The sequence below is a fragment of the Methylobacterium sp. TK31 genome (assembly GCF_055361545.1).
Window position 1 is genome coordinate 166734 of the sequence record NZ_CM143964.1, and the last position, 17774, is coordinate 184507.

Here is a 17774-nt window from a genome sequence, read left to right on the forward strand (position 1 = left end):
GTCGCCGCCTCGACCGGTGCGGGTACCGCCCGATGAAAGCCGGGCGGTACCCGCGCACTACGCCGCCTTCCTCGCCGCCGCGTCGCCGTAGAACGTCCCGCCGCGGGCGGCCATGTCGAGGAGGTTCTGCGGCACGGCGAAGCGCGGGCCGTGCTTGGCTTCCAGCCCCTGCGCCAGCGTCACGAACGCCTGTGCGCCCATGAAGTCGATGTAGGACAGGGCGCCGCCGGTGAAGGGCGCGAAGCCGAAGCCGAGAATCGAGCCGACATCGGCCTCGCGCGGATCGGTCACGACGCCCTCGCCGACGGTGCGCGCCGCTTCGAGCGCCTGCACCACGAGGAGGCGCTGCTTCAACTCCGTGAAGTCCACCGCATCGGAATCGACCTTCGTCGCCTGAAGGCCGGCGAGGCCGGGCCAGAGGCGCTTCGGGGCGCCCTCGGGGTAGTCGTAGAAGCCCTTCTTGTTCTTGCGGCCGAGTCGGCCCTCGCCCTCGACGAGGGTGGACAGTAGAGTCTTCTGGGCGGGGTCGATGCTGTCGGCCCCAAGCTGCGCCTCGGTCGCCTTCACGATCTTCAGGGCGAGGTCGACGGCGACCTCGTCGGTGAGGGAGAGCGGACCGACCGGCATGCCCGCCTGGCGGCCGGCATTCTCGATCATCGCCGCCGGGATGCCCTCGTTGAGCATCTTGTGCCCCTCGAGCAGGTAGGCGCCGACGCAGCGGTTGGCGAAGAACCCGCGCGCATCGTTGACGACGATCGGGGTCTTCTTGATCGCCCGGACGTAGTCGAGGGCGGTGGCCAGCGCCGCATCGCCGGTCTGGTCGCCCTTGATGATCTCGACGAGCATCATCTTCTCCACCGGCGAGAAAAAGTGGATGCCCACGAACTGTTCCGGCCGGGCCGAGGTCTTCGCGAGGCCGGTGATCGGAAGCGTGGAGGTGTTCGAGGCGAAGATCGTCTCCGGCCGGATCACGGCCTCGACCTTGGCGATGACCTCGGCCTTCACCTTCGGGTCCTCGAACACTGCCTCGATGACGAGGTCGCAGGTGGCGAGTTCGGCGTAGTCGGCGCTGGCGCTGATGCGGGCGAGGAGGGCGTCGCGGTCGGCGGTCTTGGCCCGGCCCTTGTTGATCTGGTCTGTGACGAGCTTGTGGGCGTAGGCCTTGCCCTTCTCCGCCGCCTCCATCGACTGGTCGACGAGGACGACCTCCATGCCGGCATTGGCCGTGACGTAGGCCACGCCCGCACCCATGAAGCCGGCGCCGATGACGCCGACCCGCTGGACCTTGGTGGCCGGGACGTCCTTCGGTCGGCGCGCGCCCTTGTTCAGTTCGCCCATGGAGAGGAACAGCGTCCGGATCATCGCCGCCGCTTCCTTGGTCCGCAGGATATGCGCGAAGTACCGGCTCTCGACGCGCAGGGCCTGGTCCATCGGCAGCTGCAGGCCCTCGTAGACGGAGGCCAGGATGGCTTTGGCGGCGGGGTAGTTGTCGTGCGTCTCGCGCCGGTAGATGGCGTTGGCCGGCGGCCAGATCATCATGCCGGCCGGCGAGTAGACCTTACCGGAGGGGGCCTTGAACTTCGGCTGATCCCAGGGCGCCACGGCCGAGCCGCCGGCGGCGATCCAGGCCTTCGCCTTGGCGACGATCTCGTCCTTGGCCGTGACCTCCTGGACGAGGCCCATGTTCCGGGCCATCAGCGGGCGGATCTGCTCGCCCTTGAACAGCATCTGCAGCGCGTCGCCCGTCTGCATCAGGCGCGCGACGCGCTGGGTGCCGCCGCCGCCCGGGAACAGGCCGACCTTGATCTCGGGCAGGCCGACGCGGGTCTTCGGGTCGTCGGAGAGCACCCGGTAATGACAGGACAGGGCGAGTTCGAAGGCGCCGCCGAGGCAGATGCCGTTCACTGCCGCCGCGAAGGGCTTGCCGCAGGTCTCGAGCTTGCGGAAGACGAGGCTGAGCTTGCGCGATTCCTCGAAGAAGTGGCGCATCGCCTCCTCCTCGCCGCGCTCGGCCTTCAGGCTCTCGAACGCCCGGCCGAGGCCCTGGAGCATCGTCAGGTCGGCGCCGCCCGAGAAGTTGTCCTTGCCCGAGACGATGACGCAGCCCTTGATCGCGGCATCCGCCACCACGGCGTCGACGACCTGACTCAGCTCGTCCATCACCGCATCGGTGAAGACGTTCATGGAGCGACCCGGCATGTCCCAGGTCGCCAGCGCGATCCCATCGGCGTCAGTCTCGAGTCGGAAATTGGTGAGATTCATCGCTGATCCTCGAATATGCGGCGGGTGGGCGGCTTCGGCCGGCATGCTTAAGCCAATCTCAAAACTTACGAATGCATCACGGCATGCCGGGGGGCACATTGCTGCAACAGGACATGACCATGACCGCACGGACCGGATGCCCGGGTTGCCGCGATGGAACCGAACTCGACTTCACCTTCACCATGGCGTTCCAGCCGATCCTCGACCTCGCGGCGAACCGGGTCTGGGGCTACGAGGCGCTGGTGCGCGGGACGAGCGGCGAATCCGCCGCCTCGATCCTCAACCGCGTGACGCCCGAGACCGTCTACCGCTTCGACCAGGCGGCGCGGGTGAAGGCGATCGAACTCGCCGGCCGCCTGTTCCCGGCCGACGATGCGACCCGCCTGTCGATCAACTTCATGCCGAACGCCGTCTACGAGCCGGCGGCCTGCATCCGCTCGTCCCTCGAGGCGGCCCGCAAGGCGGGCTTCGCCCATGACCGGATCATGTTCGAGTTCACCGAAAACGAGAAATTCCGGGATACCGCCCATGTCTCGCGCATCGTCGCCGAGTACCGCCGCCAGGGCTTCCTGACCGCCCTCGACGATTTCGGCGCGGGCTTCGCCGGACTCAGCCTGCTGGCGAACTTCCAGCCCGACCTGATCAAGATCGACATGGACCTGCTGCGCGGCATCGACACCGACCAGCGTCGTCAGATCATCGTGGCGGGCATCATCGGCATCGCCCGCTCCCTGGATATCGCGGTGATCGCGGAGGGCGTCGAGACGGCGTCCGAGCTCGCTACCCTGCGCAGCCTCGGCGCGACCCTGTTCCAGGGCTACCACTTCGCCAAGCCGCATCTCGAGGAATTGCCCCAGGTCAGCGGCTTCCCGGTGGCCGGCACTCCGGCGGGCGGATATGCCCGCGCGCATGTGGCTTGAGCCGGCCATCGGGGTCGCCGCCGGTCCGACTCAGCGTGCCGGCATCGGGGCGCCGGGAGCACCCGGGACGCCGTTCGCCGCCGAGTCGCCGGCCGAAGCGATCGCCAGCATGTTAAGGAGCTTAGTCACCGAGGCCTGCGAGATCGTGGTCACGGTCGAGGCGGGATCGGCATTGACGGCCTGGAACTTCTGGTAGGTCTTGTCGCCGTAGATCTCGGAGAGGTGCTTCAGCTCGTCGAGGCTGAACTTCTCGGCATAGGCCTTGGACAGGCCGTCGAGCATGGTCTCGCGCTGCTTGTCGAACTCGGCGCGGATCTCCTTGCGCACGGCCTCGGCCTTGTCCTCCTTCATCGGCGCCACGGTCTTTTCGAGGGCGCCCGTGAAGCCGACCTCCAGGTTCTTGATCGTGGTCTTCTGGACGAGGTCCTTGGCGACCGCGATGCGCTCCGCGGCGTCGTCGGCGCGGGCGGCCATCGGCAGGCAGAGGGCCGTGGTCAGGCAGAGGGTGGCGAGCAGGCGCGTCATCGTGGCGTGTCCTCGAAGGTTTTTGTCGTGAGCCGGTCGCCGGGCGGCGGCGGGCGCCGCCGTCTACCCCACTTGGGCCCCTGAGGGGAGGCGACTCAGCCTCACACCCGCTCGATGATGGTGGCGGTGCCCATGCCGGCGCCGATGCAGAGGGTCACCAGGGCACGCTCCTTGCCGGTGCGCTCCAATTCGTCGAGCACGGTGCCGAGAATCATCGCGCCGGTGGCGCCCAGGGGATGGCCCATGGCGATGGCACCGCCGCAGACATTGATCCGGGCCGGGTCCACGTCGAAGGCCTGCTGGAAGCGCAGCACGACGGCGGCGAAGGCCTCGTTCACCTCGAACAGGTCGATGTCGGACAGGCTCATGCCGGCCCGCGCCAGCACCTTCTTCGTCACATCCACCGGGCCGGTGAGCATCAGGGCCGGGTCCGAGCCGATATTGGCGAAGGCGCGGATGCGGGCGCGGGGCTTGAGGCCCGCGGCGCTGCCGGCCTCGGCCGAGCCGATCAGCACGGCGGCGGCGCCGTCGACGATGCCCGACGAATTGCCCGCATGGTGGACGTGGTTGACGGTCTCGACGTCCGGATGCGCATCGATGGCCACCGCGTCGAAGCCGCCCATCTGGCCCATCTGGACGAAGGAAGGCTTGAGCTGCCCCAGCGACTGCATGTCGGTGGCGGGTCGCATGTGCTCGTCGTTGGCCAGCAGCGTGATGCCGTTGATGTCGCGCACCGGGACGACCGCGTCGGCGAAGCGGCCTTCGGCCCAGGCGGCGGCGGAGCGCTTCTGCGACTCGACCGCGTAGGCGTCGCAATCGTCGCGGCTGAAGCCGTATTTCGAGGCGATGAGGTCGGCCGACACGCCCTGGGGCATGAAATACGACTTGATCGCGATGGCCGGGTCCACCGGCCAGGCGCCGCCGGAGGCGCCCAAGCCCACGCGGCTCATGGATTCCACGCCGCCGCCCACCGTCAGGTCGTGCTGCCCGGCCATGACCTGCGCGGCCGCGAAATTCACCGCGTCGAGGCCCGACGCGCAGAAGCGGTTGATCTGCACGCCCGGAACGTGGGTGCCGTAATCGGCCACCAGGGCCGCCGCGCGGGCGATGTCGCCGCCGGCCTCGCCGACCGGGTCGACGCAGCCGAGCACCACGTCGTCGACGCGGCGCGTGTCGAGGTCGTTGCGCTCCTTGAGGGCACGCAAGGCCACCTCGGCGAGGCGTAGGGCCGTCACCTCGTGCAGGGACCCGTCGGGCTTGCCGCGGCCCCGCGGGGTGCGGACATGGTCGTAGATGAAGGCCTCGGGCATGCGCGTTTCCTTGTTTCCCTCCCCCCTCCGCGGGGGAGGGTGGCGAACGTCAGTGAGCCGGGAGAGGGGAGCGCCTCGTCCGGAGACGGCGCTCCCCTCTCCCGACCCGGCCTCACGGCCGGGCCACCCTCTCCCGCAAAGGGGAGAGGGTCGGGAGCCTTCTTAGAAAGCCTCGGCGCTGAGCGCCATCGTCGTGTCGGCGCCGGCCTTGATCCTCACCAGCCGGGTCGCAGTCTCGGGCAGCAGGCGCTCCATGTAGAAGCGTCCGACCACCAGCTTCACGGCCATCGCCTCGGAGGCGGCCTCGGCCTGGCGGGCCAGGGCGGCCTTGGCGATGCGCGCCCACATGTAGCCCATCGCCACGAGGCCGAGCAGATGCATGTAGTCGGTGGCGCCGGCGCCGGCATTGTCCGGCTTCGTGAAGGCGTTCTGCATCAACCACATCGTGGCGCCCTGGAGGTCGTTGAGGCCGGCCTGGAGGGGGGCGACGTAGGGCGTCATCGCCTCGTCCTCGCCGTGGTCCTTGATGAAGGTCTGCACCTCGCCGAGGAAGTTCATCATCGCCCGGCCGCCGTCCTTGGGCAGCTTGCGGCCGATCAGGTCCATGGCCTGGATGCCGTTGGCGCCCTCGTAGATCATGGCGATGCGGGCATCACGCACGAACTGCGACATACCCCATTCTTCGATGTAGCCGTGTCCGCCGAACATCTGCTGGGCCTCGACCGCGTTGGCGAAGCCCTTGTCGGTGAGGACGCCCTTCACCACGGGCGTCATCAGGCCCATGTGGTCTTCGGCCGCCTGGCGTTGCTTCTCGTCGTCGGAGCGGTGGCCGATATCGGCCTGGAGCGCGGTCCAGAGCACGAGGGCGCGGGCAGCTTCGTTGAAGGCCCGGATGCCCATCAGGGTGCGGCGCACGTCCGGATGGACGATGATCGGATCGGCGGCCTTCTCGGGTGCCTTCGCACCGGTGAGCGAGCGACCCTGGAGCCGGTCCTTCGCGTAGGCGACGGCGTTCTGATAGGCGACCTCGGACTGTCCGAGGCCCTGGACGCCGACCGCGAGGCGGGCCTCGTTCATCATCACGAACATCGCGTTGAGGCCGCGATTCTCCTGGCCGACGAGCCAGCCCTTGGCCCCGTCATAGTTCATGACGCAGGTCGAGTTTCCGTGGATGCCCATCTTGTGCTCGAGCGAGCCGCAGGACACCGGATTGCGCTCGCCCACAGATCCGTCGGCGTTCACGAGGAATTTCGGCACCACGAAGAGGGATATGCCCTTGGTGCCGGCCGGCGCGCCCTCGATGCGGGCGATCACGAGGTGGATGATGTTCTCGGACAGGTCGTGCTCGCCGGCCGAGATGAAAATCTTGGTGCCGGTGAGGCTGTAGGAGCCGTCGCCGTTCGGCACGGCCTTGGTCTTGAGGAGGCCGAGATCGGTGCCGCAATGCGGCTCCGTGAGGTTCATGGTGCCGGTCCAGGCGCCTTCCACCATCTTCGGCAGGTAGAGCGCCTTCTGCTCCTCGGACCCGTGCACGAGGAGGGCGGCCATCGCGCCCTGGGTCAGGCCGGGATACATGCCCAGCGCCAGGTTGGCCCCCGAGGCGAATTCCTGGATCGCGGTGTTGAGGGTGTGCGGCAGGGCCTGCCCACCGTATTCCTCTGGCATCGACAGGCCCATCCAGCCGCCGCCCGCATAGGCGTCGTAGGCGGCCTTGAAGCCCTTCGGGGTCGTCACGCTGCCGTCGGCATGGCGCGTACAGCCCTCCCGGTCGCCGATGGCGTTGAGGGGTGCGAGCACCGTCTCGGCGAGCTTGGCGCCCTCGTTGAGGACTGCCTCCATCACGTCGGGCGACGCATCGGCGAAGCCGCGCAGGTTGTCGTAGCGGTGGAACCCGAACACGTCGTTCAGCAGGAACAGGACGTCCTCGACCGGTGCCTTGTAGCTTGGCATCGCGCATCATCTCCCCGAAACGGCAGCGTTCCTGAACGGCCTCACAGCCGCCGGCGCACCTGATGGTTCATATATAAACTATTCTGCGCCGGACGAAAGGGGGGACCCGTGCAGACCCGCGAGAATGGAGGGCGTATCGCGAATCCACCGCGCCTTAACCGCCTGTTTACCAAGACTACCAAATGTCGGGGAGGACGGATCTGCCATTAACCCCTCCCTCGTGTTTCGGTGGTGGGGGCGCTCGCGGATCGAGCCATGGACTTCGCCGAGTCAGGTTTGACGATGACACGCAACGCGCCCCTCGACCTCGAAGGCTTCGACCCCGACGTTCTCGAGGCAGCGCGGGACGTAGCTCGCCGGGCCGGCATTCCGGTCGAGACCTGGATCGCCTCCATCGTGGACCCCGCTGCCCGCGGAGACCGGACCGCGGCCGCACCCGAGAATCCGCGCCCGCAAGCGCCCGAGACCGCGAAGAGCGAGACGCCCCAGCCCGGCGCAGCGCCGGCGCCGGTCGAGATCAGGGCCACGACTTCCCCCGGCGGCCCGCCCGCCGCCGCGACCGGCAAGAACGCCGCGCTCACCGAGATGATGCGCCGCCTCGACGGGATCGACCAGCGCATCGGTGCCGAGGCGCCCGTGGTGGCGGCCCCCATCGCCGCGAAGGCCGAGCCGGCCTCCGAGATGGCCCAGCGCCTCGCGGAGATCGAGCGCAGGATGACCGAGATCGGCGAGCAGCTCGCTTCGCCGCGCCCCCTCGGCCGTCGCGGCCGGCCGGCCGTCACCGAGGTCCGTGACGCGGTCACCGAGATCCGCCAGCGCCAGCGGGAACTGGCCGGCGCTCCCCCGGCCCCCGCGCCGGCCGCCGCGCCGACGACGCTCGTCGACGCCCCGGCGATCGCCGAATTTCAGAGCGAGACGACCCGCCTGCGCGAATCGATCGGCAGCCTCGCCAGCGGCCGCGAGGTCGGCGCGCTCGAGAAGGCGATGCAGACCCTCGCGACCGGTGTCCAGAATGCGCAGGTCCCCGCCGATCTCGCGGCCGTCGCCGCTCCCATCGCGGCGATCCGGGCGCAGGTGGAGCGCCTGGCGGAAGACGTCGCCGAGAACGTGCATGCCCGCATCGCGGCCGATGTCGAGCGCCTCGCCACCAAGATGAACGGGACGTTCCAGGGCGCGTCCTCCGGCCTCGCCGAGCAGGACGTCGCCGCCGGGCTGTTCCGGGAGCTGGACGAGGTCCGTCGCCTGATCGGCGCGCTCGCCGGTCCGGAGCGGATCCAGAGCCTCGCCACCGGGCTTCAGGCCATCAGCAACCAGATCTCGCAGCTCCAGGCCGGCATGGGCGGCGAGGGCGCCAGCATGGCGGAGCTCCGCCCCCTGCTGGAGGAAATCCGCATCGGCCTGCGGTCGAACGCCGAGACCGGCATCGGCGAGCAGATCCAGCAGATGGACGCTAAGCTCGACGCCCTGCGCGGGGCGGGTCCGATGGCCGCCCACCAGGACTCGGACATCATCCTGCACCGGATCGATGCGCTCTCGGAGAAGGTCGACCGGGTCAGCATCAATCCGGTCGGCGACCTGATCGGGCGCCTGGAGGATATCGGCGCGACCCTGCGCCGGCCGGCGCAGCCGGACGAGAACCTCGCCTCCATCCACGGCATGCTGCACGAGCTAACGGTCAAGCTCGACCGGATCGGTACGAGCGAAGGACCGCGCGACGAGGGCCTCGACGCCCTGGAGCAGCAGGTGCTGGCCCTGGCCGAGCGCATCGACACCCGCGACGCCGACCCGGCGCTGGCCGGCCTCGAGCGCACCATGACCGACCTCCTCGATCAAGTCTCGGCCCTGCGGGCCGAGGCGCCGATGGAGGCCGCCGTGGAGCGCGCGGCCCGCAACGCGGTCGCCGAAACCATGGGCGCGGCCTCCGAAACCGGCGAAGTCGCGCTCCTGCGGGCGAGCCTGGCGGACCTGCGCGCGCATCAGGTCGCCTCCGAGCAGCGGATGCAGTCGACGCTGACCGGCGTCTATTCCGCCCTGGAGCGGCTGGTCGGCCGCATGGGCACCGCCGATCCGGATGCTCCGCTCTCGCTGACGTCCCGTGCGCCGCGTGATCTTTCCAATCGAGACACGGCCAGGGAGCCGGGTGCCGAGCAGCCGGCCGGCGCCGGTCCGCCGCGCCGGCCTGATCCGGTCCGGGCCGAGCGCGCCCAGGTGTCCGGCCCCGACCTGCCGCTGGAGCCCGGGGCCGGTCGACCGGGCCGCGAGCGGTCTGCCGCACGCATCGAGACGGGCGACTCAGCCGCCGCCGACAGCGACATCAAGACGAGCTTCATCGCCGCCGCCCGGCGCGCAGCCCAGGCCGCGCAGGCGGAGGCCGCGGGCCAGACCGGCGCGACCGACGCGGACGGCACCCGCAACGCGGCCGAGGCCGGGCAGCGCGAAGGCCGCTTCGGGCGCTTCCGCAGCGGAATCGACCGGCGCCGCAAGCCGCTCCTCCTCGGCCTCGCGGCGGTCGTCCTGCTCCTCGGTGCCCTGCAGGCCCTGAACTCGCGCCGGACCTCCGGCACCGAGCAGCCCGCCGCCGAGCCGGTGGCCGCCCTGTCGGCGCCCGCGAACCGCGACGCCGGCCCTGCGTCCGAGACGGCTACGAAGTCGCCGGAGGCTAAATCTTCGGAGGCCAAAGCTCCGGATGGGAAATCCACGGGCCCGTCCCTCGCCGATCCGCAGACGACGCAGAGCCTTGCCGAGGGCGCGCCGGCCAAGGCCGCCGAACCCGCCGCCCGCTCCCTGGTGCCGCGCGTGACCACGATGGCGGGCCTCTCCGCCGACCTCGCCGTGGTGCCGCCGGCCCTGGTCAAGCTGCGCCAGGCCGCCCTCGACGGCGACGGCGCGGCTGCCTACGACCTCGGCATGCGGGCTGCCGAGGGTCGCGGGATGGGACGCGACCCGGCGCTCGCGGTGAAGATCTTTGAGCAGATCGCGGCCAGCGGTTTCGCACCGGCGCAGTACAAGCTCGGCAGCCTATACGAGAAGGGCGTCGGCGTCGCCCGCGACCTGAACCAGGCCAAGCTCTGGTACGGCCGCGCCGCCGAACTCGGCAATGCCCGTGCCATGCACAACCTCGCCGTGATCCACGCCGAGAACCCGGCCGCCGGCGGCAAGCCCGACTTCGCCACCGCCTCGCTCTGGTTCAAGCGCGCGGCCGAGTTCGGCCTGCGCGACAGCCAGTACAACCTCGCGGTGCTGTATGCCCGTGGCATGGGCGTTCAGCAGGATCTGGCCCAGTCCTTCCTCTGGTTCTCCGCCGCCGCGGCGCAGGGCGACGAGGATGCCGCGAAGAAGCGCGACGACGTGGCGGCCAAGCTCGACGCCAAGGCTCTGGGCGCCGCGCGGGCGCAGGTGGCGGCCTTCAAGCCCAAGGTGCCGGAGCCGGCCTCCAACGAGATCCCGGCGCCGCTGCCGACCGAGAACACCATGAGCCTCCTCGGCGCGCCGCCGCCTTCCGGCAGCGTGCCGCCGGCGCGGCGGATCTGAGCGGGCGCCTCACGGAGATGCGAGCTTCTGCCGCCATCCCGCAATGCGGCGAACCCGGCGGTCCGGCGTTGTGGAAGGGATGATGCCCGGACCATACTGACCGGGTGACCCATTCCATAGGGCAGGCCGTCTCCGCGGGGCGGCCCGGACAAGCGGAGAGCCGATGGCGCGCGTGACGACGGTTCCCCCGGTCGCCCTGATCCTGGGTATCGCCGGGCTGATTCCGTTCCTGGGCTTCGCCCTACTCGCCTATAGCGGCACCGATGGAGGCCTCGGCACCATCGGCCTCAGCCCCCGTCTCGTCCTCTCGACCTACGGCGCCGTGATCGCGTCGTTCCTCGGCGGCATCCGCTGGGGCGCGGCGGCCGCCCGCAACTCGGGAGGAGCGGACTACGCCATCGCGATCCTGCCCTCTTTGATCGCCTGGGCGGCTCTGGCGGCCCCGGCGCCCTGGGACCTGCGTATTCTCGGGGTCCTGGTGCTCGCCTGGGGCCTCGTCGACCAGGACCTGCCGCGCCGCGGCCTCGTCCCGGTCTGGCTCGGTCGCCTGCGCCTCGCCCTGTCCGGCGTCGCGGGCGCCTCGCTGCTGCTCGCCGCCTGACCCCGCGCCGGTCGTCTCAGTCCTTGCTCAGCATCGCCTTGCCGATGGCGAAGACGCGTCCGTCCCCGAGGAGATGCGCGGTGAATCCGGCCGGGAACAGCGGTTCGAAGGCGGCATTGCGGACATTGAGGCCGCCCGCATAGGCGCCGAAGGCCGGCATGACCAGGCGGCGGCCGTCGGTGACGAAGCAGCGTCGCCGCACCGCGCGACCGCGCATCGCGACCTTGCCGCAGGGATGGAGGTGGCCGGCCACCTCGCCCTCCGGAGCGTCGACGGTCGGCTCGTGCCGGAGGGTCAGGCCGCCCACCGTCAGGGTCTCGGCGTAGCGTCCGCCGACGCCCTCGCTGACCGCATGGTCGTGATTGCCGGCGATCCAGACCCAGTCGCGGCCCTCCTGCAGGGCGGCCACCATGGCACGGTCGCCGGGCTCCATCCGGTCGGGCCCGCGGGCGTCATGGAAGGAATCGCCCAGCGCCACGACGCAGGCCGGATCGAGCCGGGCGATCACCTCGTGCAGGCAAGCCAGGGTCTCGCGGGTGTCGTAGGGCGGCAGGAACTGGCCGGACCGGGCCGCGAAGGCCGAACCCTTTTCCAGATGGAGGTCGGACACGATCAGGGTACGGTGCTGCGCGAGCCAGAGGCCGCCGCAGAGATCGAGGGCGAGGGCTTCGCCCGCGAGCGTCAGGCCGGGGGGCCGGGTAGTCTTCTCAAGTCTCTGGCCGAGCGCCAAAACCGCATCCTCTGCGTTCGGGGCAGGGCGTTTCACCACGCGCTCAGGCCAGTGCTTCTTCGAGCAGCTGCGCCTCGGCTTCGGCCAGAATCTCGTCTGCGCCCTCGCCGTAGACCCGTTCGCGCCCGATCTCGAGCATGACGGAGACGGAGAGCGGCGAGACGCGATCGAGCGCCTTGTGGATGATTCGCCCCTGGATGCGCCTCAACATCATACCGAGGCGCTTCACGTCGAGGAGTCCGGTTGCCGCATCCTGGCGTGCCGCCTTGAGGAGGAGGTGGTCGGGCTGGTGCTTGCGCAGCACGTCGTAGACCAGATCGGTGGAGATCGTGACCTGCCGCCCGGTCTTGGCCTGGCCCGGATAGCGCCGCTCGATCAGGCCGGCGATGACCGCGCATTGCCGGAAGGTGCGCTTCATCATGGCGGATTCGTCGAGCCAGGCTTCGAGATCGTCGCCGAGCATATCCTCGGCGAATAGCATCTCGAGAAAGTCCGGCTCCCGGCCGATGCGCTCGCCGACATCCCGGTTGAGCCAGATGGCGATCCCGTAATCGTTGGCGGCGAAGCCCAGCGGGCGCATCCGTTCCCGTTCCAGGCGCCGGGTGAGCAGCATGCCGAGGGTCTGGTGGGCCAGCCGACCCTCGAAGGGGAAGGCGGTGATGTAGTAGCGCCCGGCGCGCGGGAAGGTCTCGACCAGCAGGTCGCGCTCGCCGGGCAGGAGCGAGCGGCTGCGCTGCTGCAGGAGATAGGAGGCCACCTGCTTCGGGAGCCGGTCCCACTCGAATGGATCGGCGATCAGGGCCCGCACCCGCGCGGCGAGGAAGGTCGAGATCGGAAACTTCGCCCCGGCATAGGAGGGGATCGCCGGATCGGTGCCGGGCCCGGCCCGGGTCGCCAGCGCCTCGTCCTCGGACAGGCCCTCGAAGCGCAGGACCTCGCCAGCGAACAGGAAGGTGTCGCCCGGGGTCAGGGTGTCGGCGAAATCCTCCTCGATCTCGCCCAGCACCCGGCCGCCCTTGGGCAGGATCGCGCCGGGCTTGCCGCGCACGCCGCGGGCGAGGCGAACCTTCACCTTGGCGGATTCCACGATGGTGCCGACGTTCATCCGGTACTGCTGCGCGATGCGGGCGTCGCGCACTCGCCACAAGCCGTCCGGCCCGCGCAGGATCTTGGCGAAGCGCTCGTAGGCGCGCAGTGCGTAGCCGCCGGTGGCGACATAATCGACCACCGCCTCGAAATCCTCCCAGGACAGGGTCGCGTAGGGCGCGGCCGAGACGATCTCCTCGTAGAGCTGCACCGGATCGAAGGCGTCGGCGCAGGCCATGCCGAGGACGTGCTGGGCGAGCACGTCGGGAGCGCCGAGGCGGGCGTCGGGCGTGTCCTGGGCGGCGGCTTCAACGGCGTCGAGGGCGGCCTGGCATTCGAGCATCTCGAAGCGGTTGGCCGGCACGAGGTAGGCCTTGGATGGCTCGTCCATGCGGTGGTTGGCGCGCCCGATGCGCTGCATGATCCGGCTCGCCCCCTTCGGGGCGCCGATGTTGATGACGAGGTCGACGTCGCCCCAGTCGATGCCGAGGTCGAGGGTGGCGGTGCAGACGATCGCCCGCAACTGCCCGGCCGCCATCGCGGCCTCGACCCGGCGGCGCTGCGTGGCGTCGAGCGAGCCGTGATGCAGCGCGATGGGATAGTTCGCGTCGTTGATCCGCCAGAGTTCCTGGAAGGTGTACTCGGCCTGGAGACGGGTGTTGACGAAGACCAGCACGGTCCGGTGCTGCCCGATGAGCTCGTAGATCGCCGGCATCGCCTGCCAGGCCGTATGACCGGCGAGCGGGAGGGTGAGACCGGTATCCAGCATATGCAGGTCGGGGGCGGCACCGCCCTTGACGACGACGAGCTCCGCCATGGCGACCGCCGGTTTCGCCGCGGAGGGAGCCGGAACGGGCTGCTGCGGCACAAGATAGCGCCGCAATTCGTCCGGTTCGCGCACGGTGGCGGAGAGACCGATGGCGGTGAGGCCCGGGCTGAGGCGGTGCAGGCGGGCGAGCGCCAGGGACAGGAGGTCGCCGCGTTTGGAGGTCACCAGCGCGTGCAGCTCGTCGAGCACCACGCAGGAGAGGTTGGCGAAGAGGTCCGCCGCCTCCCGGTGGGCGATGAGGAGGGCGAGCTGCTCGGGGGTGGTCAGCAGGATATCGGGTGGGCGCGCGATCTGGCGGGTGCGCTTGTGCGAGGGCGTATCGCCGGTGCGGGTCTCGACGCGCACAGTCAGGCCCATCTCGGCGATGGGGGCGTCGAGGTTGCGGGCGATGTCGACCGCGAGCGCCTTCAGGGGCGAGACGTAGAGCGTGTGCAGGCCCCGCGACTTCGTCGAGGCGGGCCGCGCCGCCAGGGCGGTCAGGCTCGGCAGGAAGCCGGCCAGCGTCTTGCCGGCCCCCGTCGGTGCCACGAGCAGGGCCGAGCGGCCCTGCCCGACGATGTCGAGGAGTTCGAGCTGGTGGGGGCGGGGCGCCCAGCCGCGCGCGGAGAACCACGCGGCGAAGCGCTCCGGCAGCGGCGATGCGGCGGCGCGCTTGCTCAGGCCAGGGCCATCAGGAAACGGTCGATGAGCTCCAGTGCGCGCTCGGACATCGCACCGGGATAGCGCACGAAGATGTGGCATCCGCCGGGATAGATCGCCGTATGGCCGCCATTGCCCGCAGCCGCCCAGCGGGCCGACATGTACAGCGTATCGTCGAGGAGCGGGTCGTGGGTGCCCACGGTGAACAGGGCGGGCGGCAGCCCTTTCAGGTTGGCATAGACCGGCGAGACATCGGGGCGGCGCCGGTCGATCCCCTCGCGGACATAGACGTTGGCGAAGTTGGTGAGGTCCTGCGTGTTCACCACGAGGCGTTCCTCGCCCCAGTTGCGCACGCTCGGGGTCAGGCCGAGATCGAAGAAGCCCGCATTGAGATTGGCGCCCCGGAAGGCGCGGGGCAGGCCGTGCTTGTCGCGCAAACGCAGCAGCACCATCACGGCGAGCTGCGCACCGGCCGATTCCCCACCGATGGTCAGGGCGGATATCCCGAACTCGGCACGGCCCGGGCCGGCAAGCCAGAGGGCGGCGGCCTCGCAATCCTCGAGGGCGGCCGGGTACGGGTGCTCGGGCGCGAGGCGGTACTCGACCGACAGGCAGACGAAGCCGCAGATGTCGGCGATTCGCTCCAGCCAGGGGTCCTGTTCGTCGGCCGAACCCCAGACCCAGCCGCCCCGATGGATGTGCAGGTAGGCGCCCCGCAGCTTCGTCCACTTGCGGGCATCCGGACGGATGACGCGCAGCTGCAGCGGACCGCCGGGTCCGTCGATCGTCAGGGTCTCGGCTCGGGCGCTGCGCGGCATCGCCGGCGAGGCCTGCGTGCCCTGGCGGCGGCGCGCGCGCACGTCGGTGATCGGGATCGACCACGGATCGACCTGCGCAGCATGGGCGGCCACGATCTCCGCATTCAGGCGCTTCGTCTCGGGATCGATCATCGCCGGATCGAACAGGGCGTGGTCGATCATGGAACGGTTCGTTTCATCAAGGGGTCAGTCTGCGGGGCGCGGGTCAAACCGCGGAGCGTGATCGCATCACCAAAGATGGGACCGTGCACGGGTGCGTGCCATCCGTCCCTGGTGCGAACACGCCTAACGCACTCGGATGGGTCGGGTTTCGTGCGAACTGTGTCGCTTGCGTCACGGTTCCGCCGGGTTCACGGGGTTGAGAGGCGACATCGTACGGCTCCAGGACCTTCCCATGACGCTCGACCACGACCCGCGCCGCCCGCCGTCCTACGCGGAGCAGCCCTACGCCGGTGCGCCGTTCCCGGACCAGGGCCGACGCTCGGCCCTGCGCCGCTTCCTCGGCGGCTCGCCTGCCGCCGTGTTCATGAAGCTCCTGTTCCTGTCGGTGCTGGTCGGCGCCGTGATGGCGACTCTCGGCGTCACCCCCGGCCTGCTATTCTGGCACGCCTACGACGCGGTGCGGACCCTGATCGATCTCGGCCTCGCCACCTTCCATGATTTCGGCCGCTGGATCCTGGCCGGCGCGGTGGTGGTGGTGCCGCTCTGGCTCCTCTCGCGCTTCTTCGCGGTGTCGAAGTAGCGGGGCTCGGACCCGATCCAACGAAGAAAGGGCCGGTGTTTCCACCGGCCCCTTGCCAAGAACGCTTGCCAAGAACGTCTGAGCTCGAGGCGCGAAATTCAGCGCTGGACGATGACCTTCGCGCCGACCTTGGCGCGGGTGTAAAGGTCGGCCACGTCATCGTTGGTCATGCGGATGCAGCCCGAGGACACGGCGGTGCCGATCGTCTCCGGCTCGTTCGAGCCGTGGATGCGGTAGATCGAGTTGCCGAGATACATGGCGCGGGCGCCGAGCGGGTTCTCGATGCCGCCCTTCATGAAGCGCGGCAGGTCGGGGCGGCGGCGCAGCATCTCGGCCGGGGGACGCCAATCCGGCCACTCGCGCTTCATGGTGATGGTCTGAACGCCACCCCAGGTGAAGCCGGGGCGGCCGACACCGACGCCGTAGCGCAGCGCCTTGCCGTCACCGAGCACGTAGTACAGGCGACGCTCGGCGGTGGAGACCACGATGGTGCCGGGAGCGTAGCTGCCGGCGTAGGCGACTTCCTCGCGCTGGATCGCCGACATCTGCGGGACGGCCGAGGACGGGGTCATCGGGTCGACGGGCAGGGAGGCGTTGGCGGTGGGGAGCGCGACCGGCTCGTTCTGCGGACGGACCCGGATGACCAGGGCGTTGTCGAGCGGCTGGCGTGTGAGCGGATCGATCTCATAGGCGGCGGCGGGCGACGCCCACGCGCCTAGCGCGCAGACGAGCCCGGTCAGGGCGGGGGCGAAACGGCGCATCGGAGCCTCTCAAAGGCGAACGTAGTCTGTGGAAACGGCTTGGAAAACTTGACGCACGTTACGGTGCGAAGTGTGCCCAAGACGTAAACGCTCACGCTTCAAAGCCAAGCCGAATTCGCACCGCAGCGACGCTTGCCGCAGCGTCGTGATTTCGTGGCAACACCGTGGCACCTTGACCGTGGCGGGGCTGCTTAGACCGCGTCGAGGCCGAGATCGATGATCGGCGCGCTGTGGGTGATCCAGCCGCAGGAGATCAGGTCGACACCGGAGGCTGCCACCGCGCCGACGGTGTCACGGTTGATCCGGCCCGAGGCCTCGGCGATGGCCCGCCCGTCGATCATCGCCACGGCCTCGGCGAGCTGCTGCGGCGACATGTTGTCGAGAAGCACGGCATCGGCATTCACGGAGAGCGCCTGTTCGAGCTGCGCGAGGGTGTCGACCTCGACCTCGATCTTCACGAGGTGGCCGGCATAGGCGCGGGCGCGCTCGATCGCCGGCACGATGCCGCCTGCGACCGCGACGTGGTTGTCCTTGATCAGCACGGCGTCGTCGAGGCCGTAGCGATGGTTTGAGCCGCCGCCGGCACGGACCGCGTGCTTCTCCAGGGCGCGCAGGCCCGGCGTGGTCTTGCGTGTGCAGACGATGCGGGCCTTGCCGTGGGGACGGGCCGCCTCGACGAGGGAAGCCGTCGCGGTGGCGACGCCCGACATCCGGCAGAGCAGGTTGAGGGCGACGCGCTCGGCCGTGAGGATGGCGCGGGCCGGCCCGGCCAAGCGGATCACCACGTCGCCGGGCTTCACGCGGGAGCCGTCACCGCGCTCCACCGTCACCGCCACAGTCGGATCGATCATCCCGAAGGCGATCACGGCGGTGTCGACACCGGAGATCACCCCGTCCTGCCGCGCGGCGATGACGCCCTCCAGCCGGGCGCTGGCGGGTACAATCGCGTCGGTGGTGATGTCGCCGGCCCGGCCGAGATCCTCGAGCAACGCCGCGCGGACGATGGGCTCCACCATCAGGCGGGGCAGGGGGGGCAGCTCAGACGATTCGGACATGGTCCAGATTCCGGA

The 17774-nt window shown here is 70.0% G+C and carries 13 protein-coding genes; 4 read left to right on the plus strand and 9 right to left on the minus strand.

Annotated features, from left to right (window positions below):
- Positions 1-57 precede the first annotated feature (57 nt).
- Entirely contained in the window at positions 58-2262 is a 2205-nt protein-coding gene (locus ACXJY8_RS00835) for a 3-hydroxyacyl-CoA dehydrogenase NAD-binding domain-containing protein (RefSeq protein ID WP_463775053.1), read from the minus strand.
- Between the two features lie 119 nt (positions 2263-2381).
- Between ACXJY8_RS00835 and ACXJY8_RS00840 the strand changes: the two genes are divergently transcribed.
- Positions 2382-3182, plus strand: coding sequence for an EAL domain-containing protein (locus ACXJY8_RS00840; protein ID WP_463775056.1), 801 nt, complete (start codon positions 2382-2384; stop codon positions 3180-3182).
- A 30-nt stretch (positions 3183-3212) separates the two neighbouring features.
- Here the strand turns inward: ACXJY8_RS00840 and ACXJY8_RS00845 are convergent, their stop codons facing one another.
- The 3 genes from ACXJY8_RS00845 to ACXJY8_RS00855 form a co-directional block, all read right to left on the minus strand.
- Positions 3213-3707: a DUF2059 domain-containing protein gene (locus ACXJY8_RS00845; protein ID WP_463775058.1), complete on the minus strand. Its 495-nt coding sequence runs from the start codon at positions 3705-3707 to the stop codon at positions 3213-3215.
- 101 nt (positions 3708-3808) lie between these two features.
- Entirely contained in the window at positions 3809-5017 is a 1209-nt protein-coding gene (locus ACXJY8_RS00850) for an acetyl-CoA C-acetyltransferase (RefSeq protein ID WP_463775066.1), read from the minus strand.
- A 162-nt stretch (positions 5018-5179) separates the two neighbouring features.
- Positions 5180-6967 carry an acyl-CoA dehydrogenase C-terminal domain-containing protein gene (locus ACXJY8_RS00855; protein WP_463775070.1) on the minus strand — a complete coding sequence of 596 codons (1788 nt, stop codon included), beginning with the start codon at positions 6965-6967 and terminating at the stop codon, positions 5180-5182.
- A 282-nt stretch (positions 6968-7249) separates the two neighbouring features.
- Between ACXJY8_RS00855 and ACXJY8_RS00860 the strand changes: the two genes are divergently transcribed.
- The gene (locus ACXJY8_RS00860; protein WP_463775073.1) at positions 7250-10498 is read left to right on the plus strand and encodes a hypothetical protein; all 3249 of its coding nucleotides are present in this window, start codon (positions 7250-7252) and stop codon (positions 10496-10498) included.
- 163 nt (positions 10499-10661) lie between these two features.
- A complete protein-coding gene (locus tag ACXJY8_RS00865) occupies positions 10662-11099 on the plus strand; it encodes a DUF3429 domain-containing protein (protein ID WP_463775076.1) in 438 nt (145 codons plus the stop codon).
- A gap of 16 nt (positions 11100-11115) precedes the next feature.
- On the opposite strand, the gene pdeM is transcribed toward ACXJY8_RS00865, so the two are convergent.
- From pdeM to ACXJY8_RS00880, 3 genes are read right to left on the minus strand one after another with little or no spacing between them, the layout of a single operon-like run.
- Positions 11116-11829: a ligase-associated DNA damage response endonuclease PdeM gene (pdeM, locus tag ACXJY8_RS00870; protein ID WP_463780251.1), complete on the minus strand. Its 714-nt coding sequence runs from the start codon at positions 11827-11829 to the stop codon at positions 11116-11118.
- A 43-nt stretch (positions 11830-11872) separates the two neighbouring features.
- Entirely contained in the window at positions 11873-14485 is a 2613-nt protein-coding gene (locus ACXJY8_RS00875; RefSeq protein WP_463775078.1) for a ligase-associated DNA damage response DEXH box helicase, read from the minus strand.
- Positions 14401-15363 carry an alpha/beta hydrolase gene (locus ACXJY8_RS00880; RefSeq protein WP_463775080.1) on the minus strand — a complete coding sequence of 321 codons (963 nt, stop codon included), beginning with the start codon at positions 15361-15363 and terminating at the stop codon, positions 14401-14403. Before ACXJY8_RS00880 ends, ACXJY8_RS00875 begins: the two co-directional genes overlap by 85 nt.
- A 232-nt stretch (positions 15364-15595) precedes the next feature.
- Here ACXJY8_RS00880 and ACXJY8_RS00885 point away from each other — a divergent pair, with 232 nt between their 5' ends.
- Positions 15596-15943, plus strand: coding sequence for a DUF6460 domain-containing protein (locus ACXJY8_RS00885; protein ID WP_463775081.1), 348 nt, complete (start codon positions 15596-15598; stop codon positions 15941-15943).
- Between the two features lie 98 nt (positions 15944-16041).
- Here the strand turns inward: ACXJY8_RS00885 and ACXJY8_RS00890 are convergent, their stop codons facing one another.
- Both ACXJY8_RS00890 and nadC read right to left on the minus strand, forming a co-directional pair.
- Positions 16042-16704: a L,D-transpeptidase gene (locus tag ACXJY8_RS00890; RefSeq protein WP_463775084.1), complete on the minus strand. Its 663-nt coding sequence runs from the start codon at positions 16702-16704 to the stop codon at positions 16042-16044.
- Positions 16705-16895: 191 nt separating this feature from the next.
- Entirely contained in the window at positions 16896-17759 is an 864-nt protein-coding gene (nadC, locus tag ACXJY8_RS00895) for a carboxylating nicotinate-nucleotide diphosphorylase (protein WP_463775086.1), read from the minus strand.
- Positions 17760-17774: the final 15 nt, after the last annotated feature.

Excerpts from the sequence above, each read along its gene's own strand:
- ACXJY8_RS00890 (WP_463775084.1), bottom strand. The coding sequence starts at position 16,704 with ATGCGCCGTTTCGCCCCCGCCCTGACCGGGCTCGTCTGCGCGCTAGGC.
- ACXJY8_RS00865 (WP_463775076.1), top strand. The coding sequence starts at position 10,662 with ATGGCGCGCGTGACGACGGTTCCCCCGGTCGCCCTGATCCTGGGTATC.
- ACXJY8_RS00875 (WP_463775078.1), bottom strand. The coding sequence starts at position 14,485 with ATGCCACATCTTCGTGCGCTATCCCGGTGCGATGTCCGAGCGCGCACT.
- ACXJY8_RS00835 (WP_463775053.1), bottom strand. The coding sequence starts at position 2,262 with ATGAATCTCACCAATTTCCGACTCGAGACTGACGCCGATGGGATCGCG.
- ACXJY8_RS00885 (WP_463775081.1), top strand. The coding sequence starts at position 15,596 with ATGACGCTCGACCACGACCCGCGCCGCCCGCCGTCCTACGCGGAGCAG.
- ACXJY8_RS00860 (WP_463775073.1), top strand. The coding sequence starts at position 7,250 with ATGACACGCAACGCGCCCCTCGACCTCGAAGGCTTCGACCCCGACGTT.
- nadC (WP_463775086.1), bottom strand. The coding sequence starts at position 17,759 with ATGTCCGAATCGTCTGAGCTGCCCCCCCTGCCCCGCCTGATGGTGGAG.
- ACXJY8_RS00840 (WP_463775056.1), top strand. The coding sequence starts at position 2,382 with ATGACCGCACGGACCGGATGCCCGGGTTGCCGCGATGGAACCGAACTC.
- ACXJY8_RS00845 (WP_463775058.1), bottom strand. The coding sequence starts at position 3,707 with ATGACGCGCCTGCTCGCCACCCTCTGCCTGACCACGGCCCTCTGCCTG.
- ACXJY8_RS00850 (WP_463775066.1), bottom strand. The coding sequence starts at position 5,017 with ATGCCCGAGGCCTTCATCTACGACCATGTCCGCACCCCGCGGGGCCGC.
- ACXJY8_RS00880 (WP_463775080.1), bottom strand. The coding sequence starts at position 15,363 with ATGATCGACCACGCCCTGTTCGATCCGGCGATGATCGATCCCGAGACG.
- ACXJY8_RS00855 (WP_463775070.1), bottom strand. The coding sequence starts at position 6,967 with ATGCCAAGCTACAAGGCACCGGTCGAGGACGTCCTGTTCCTGCTGAAC.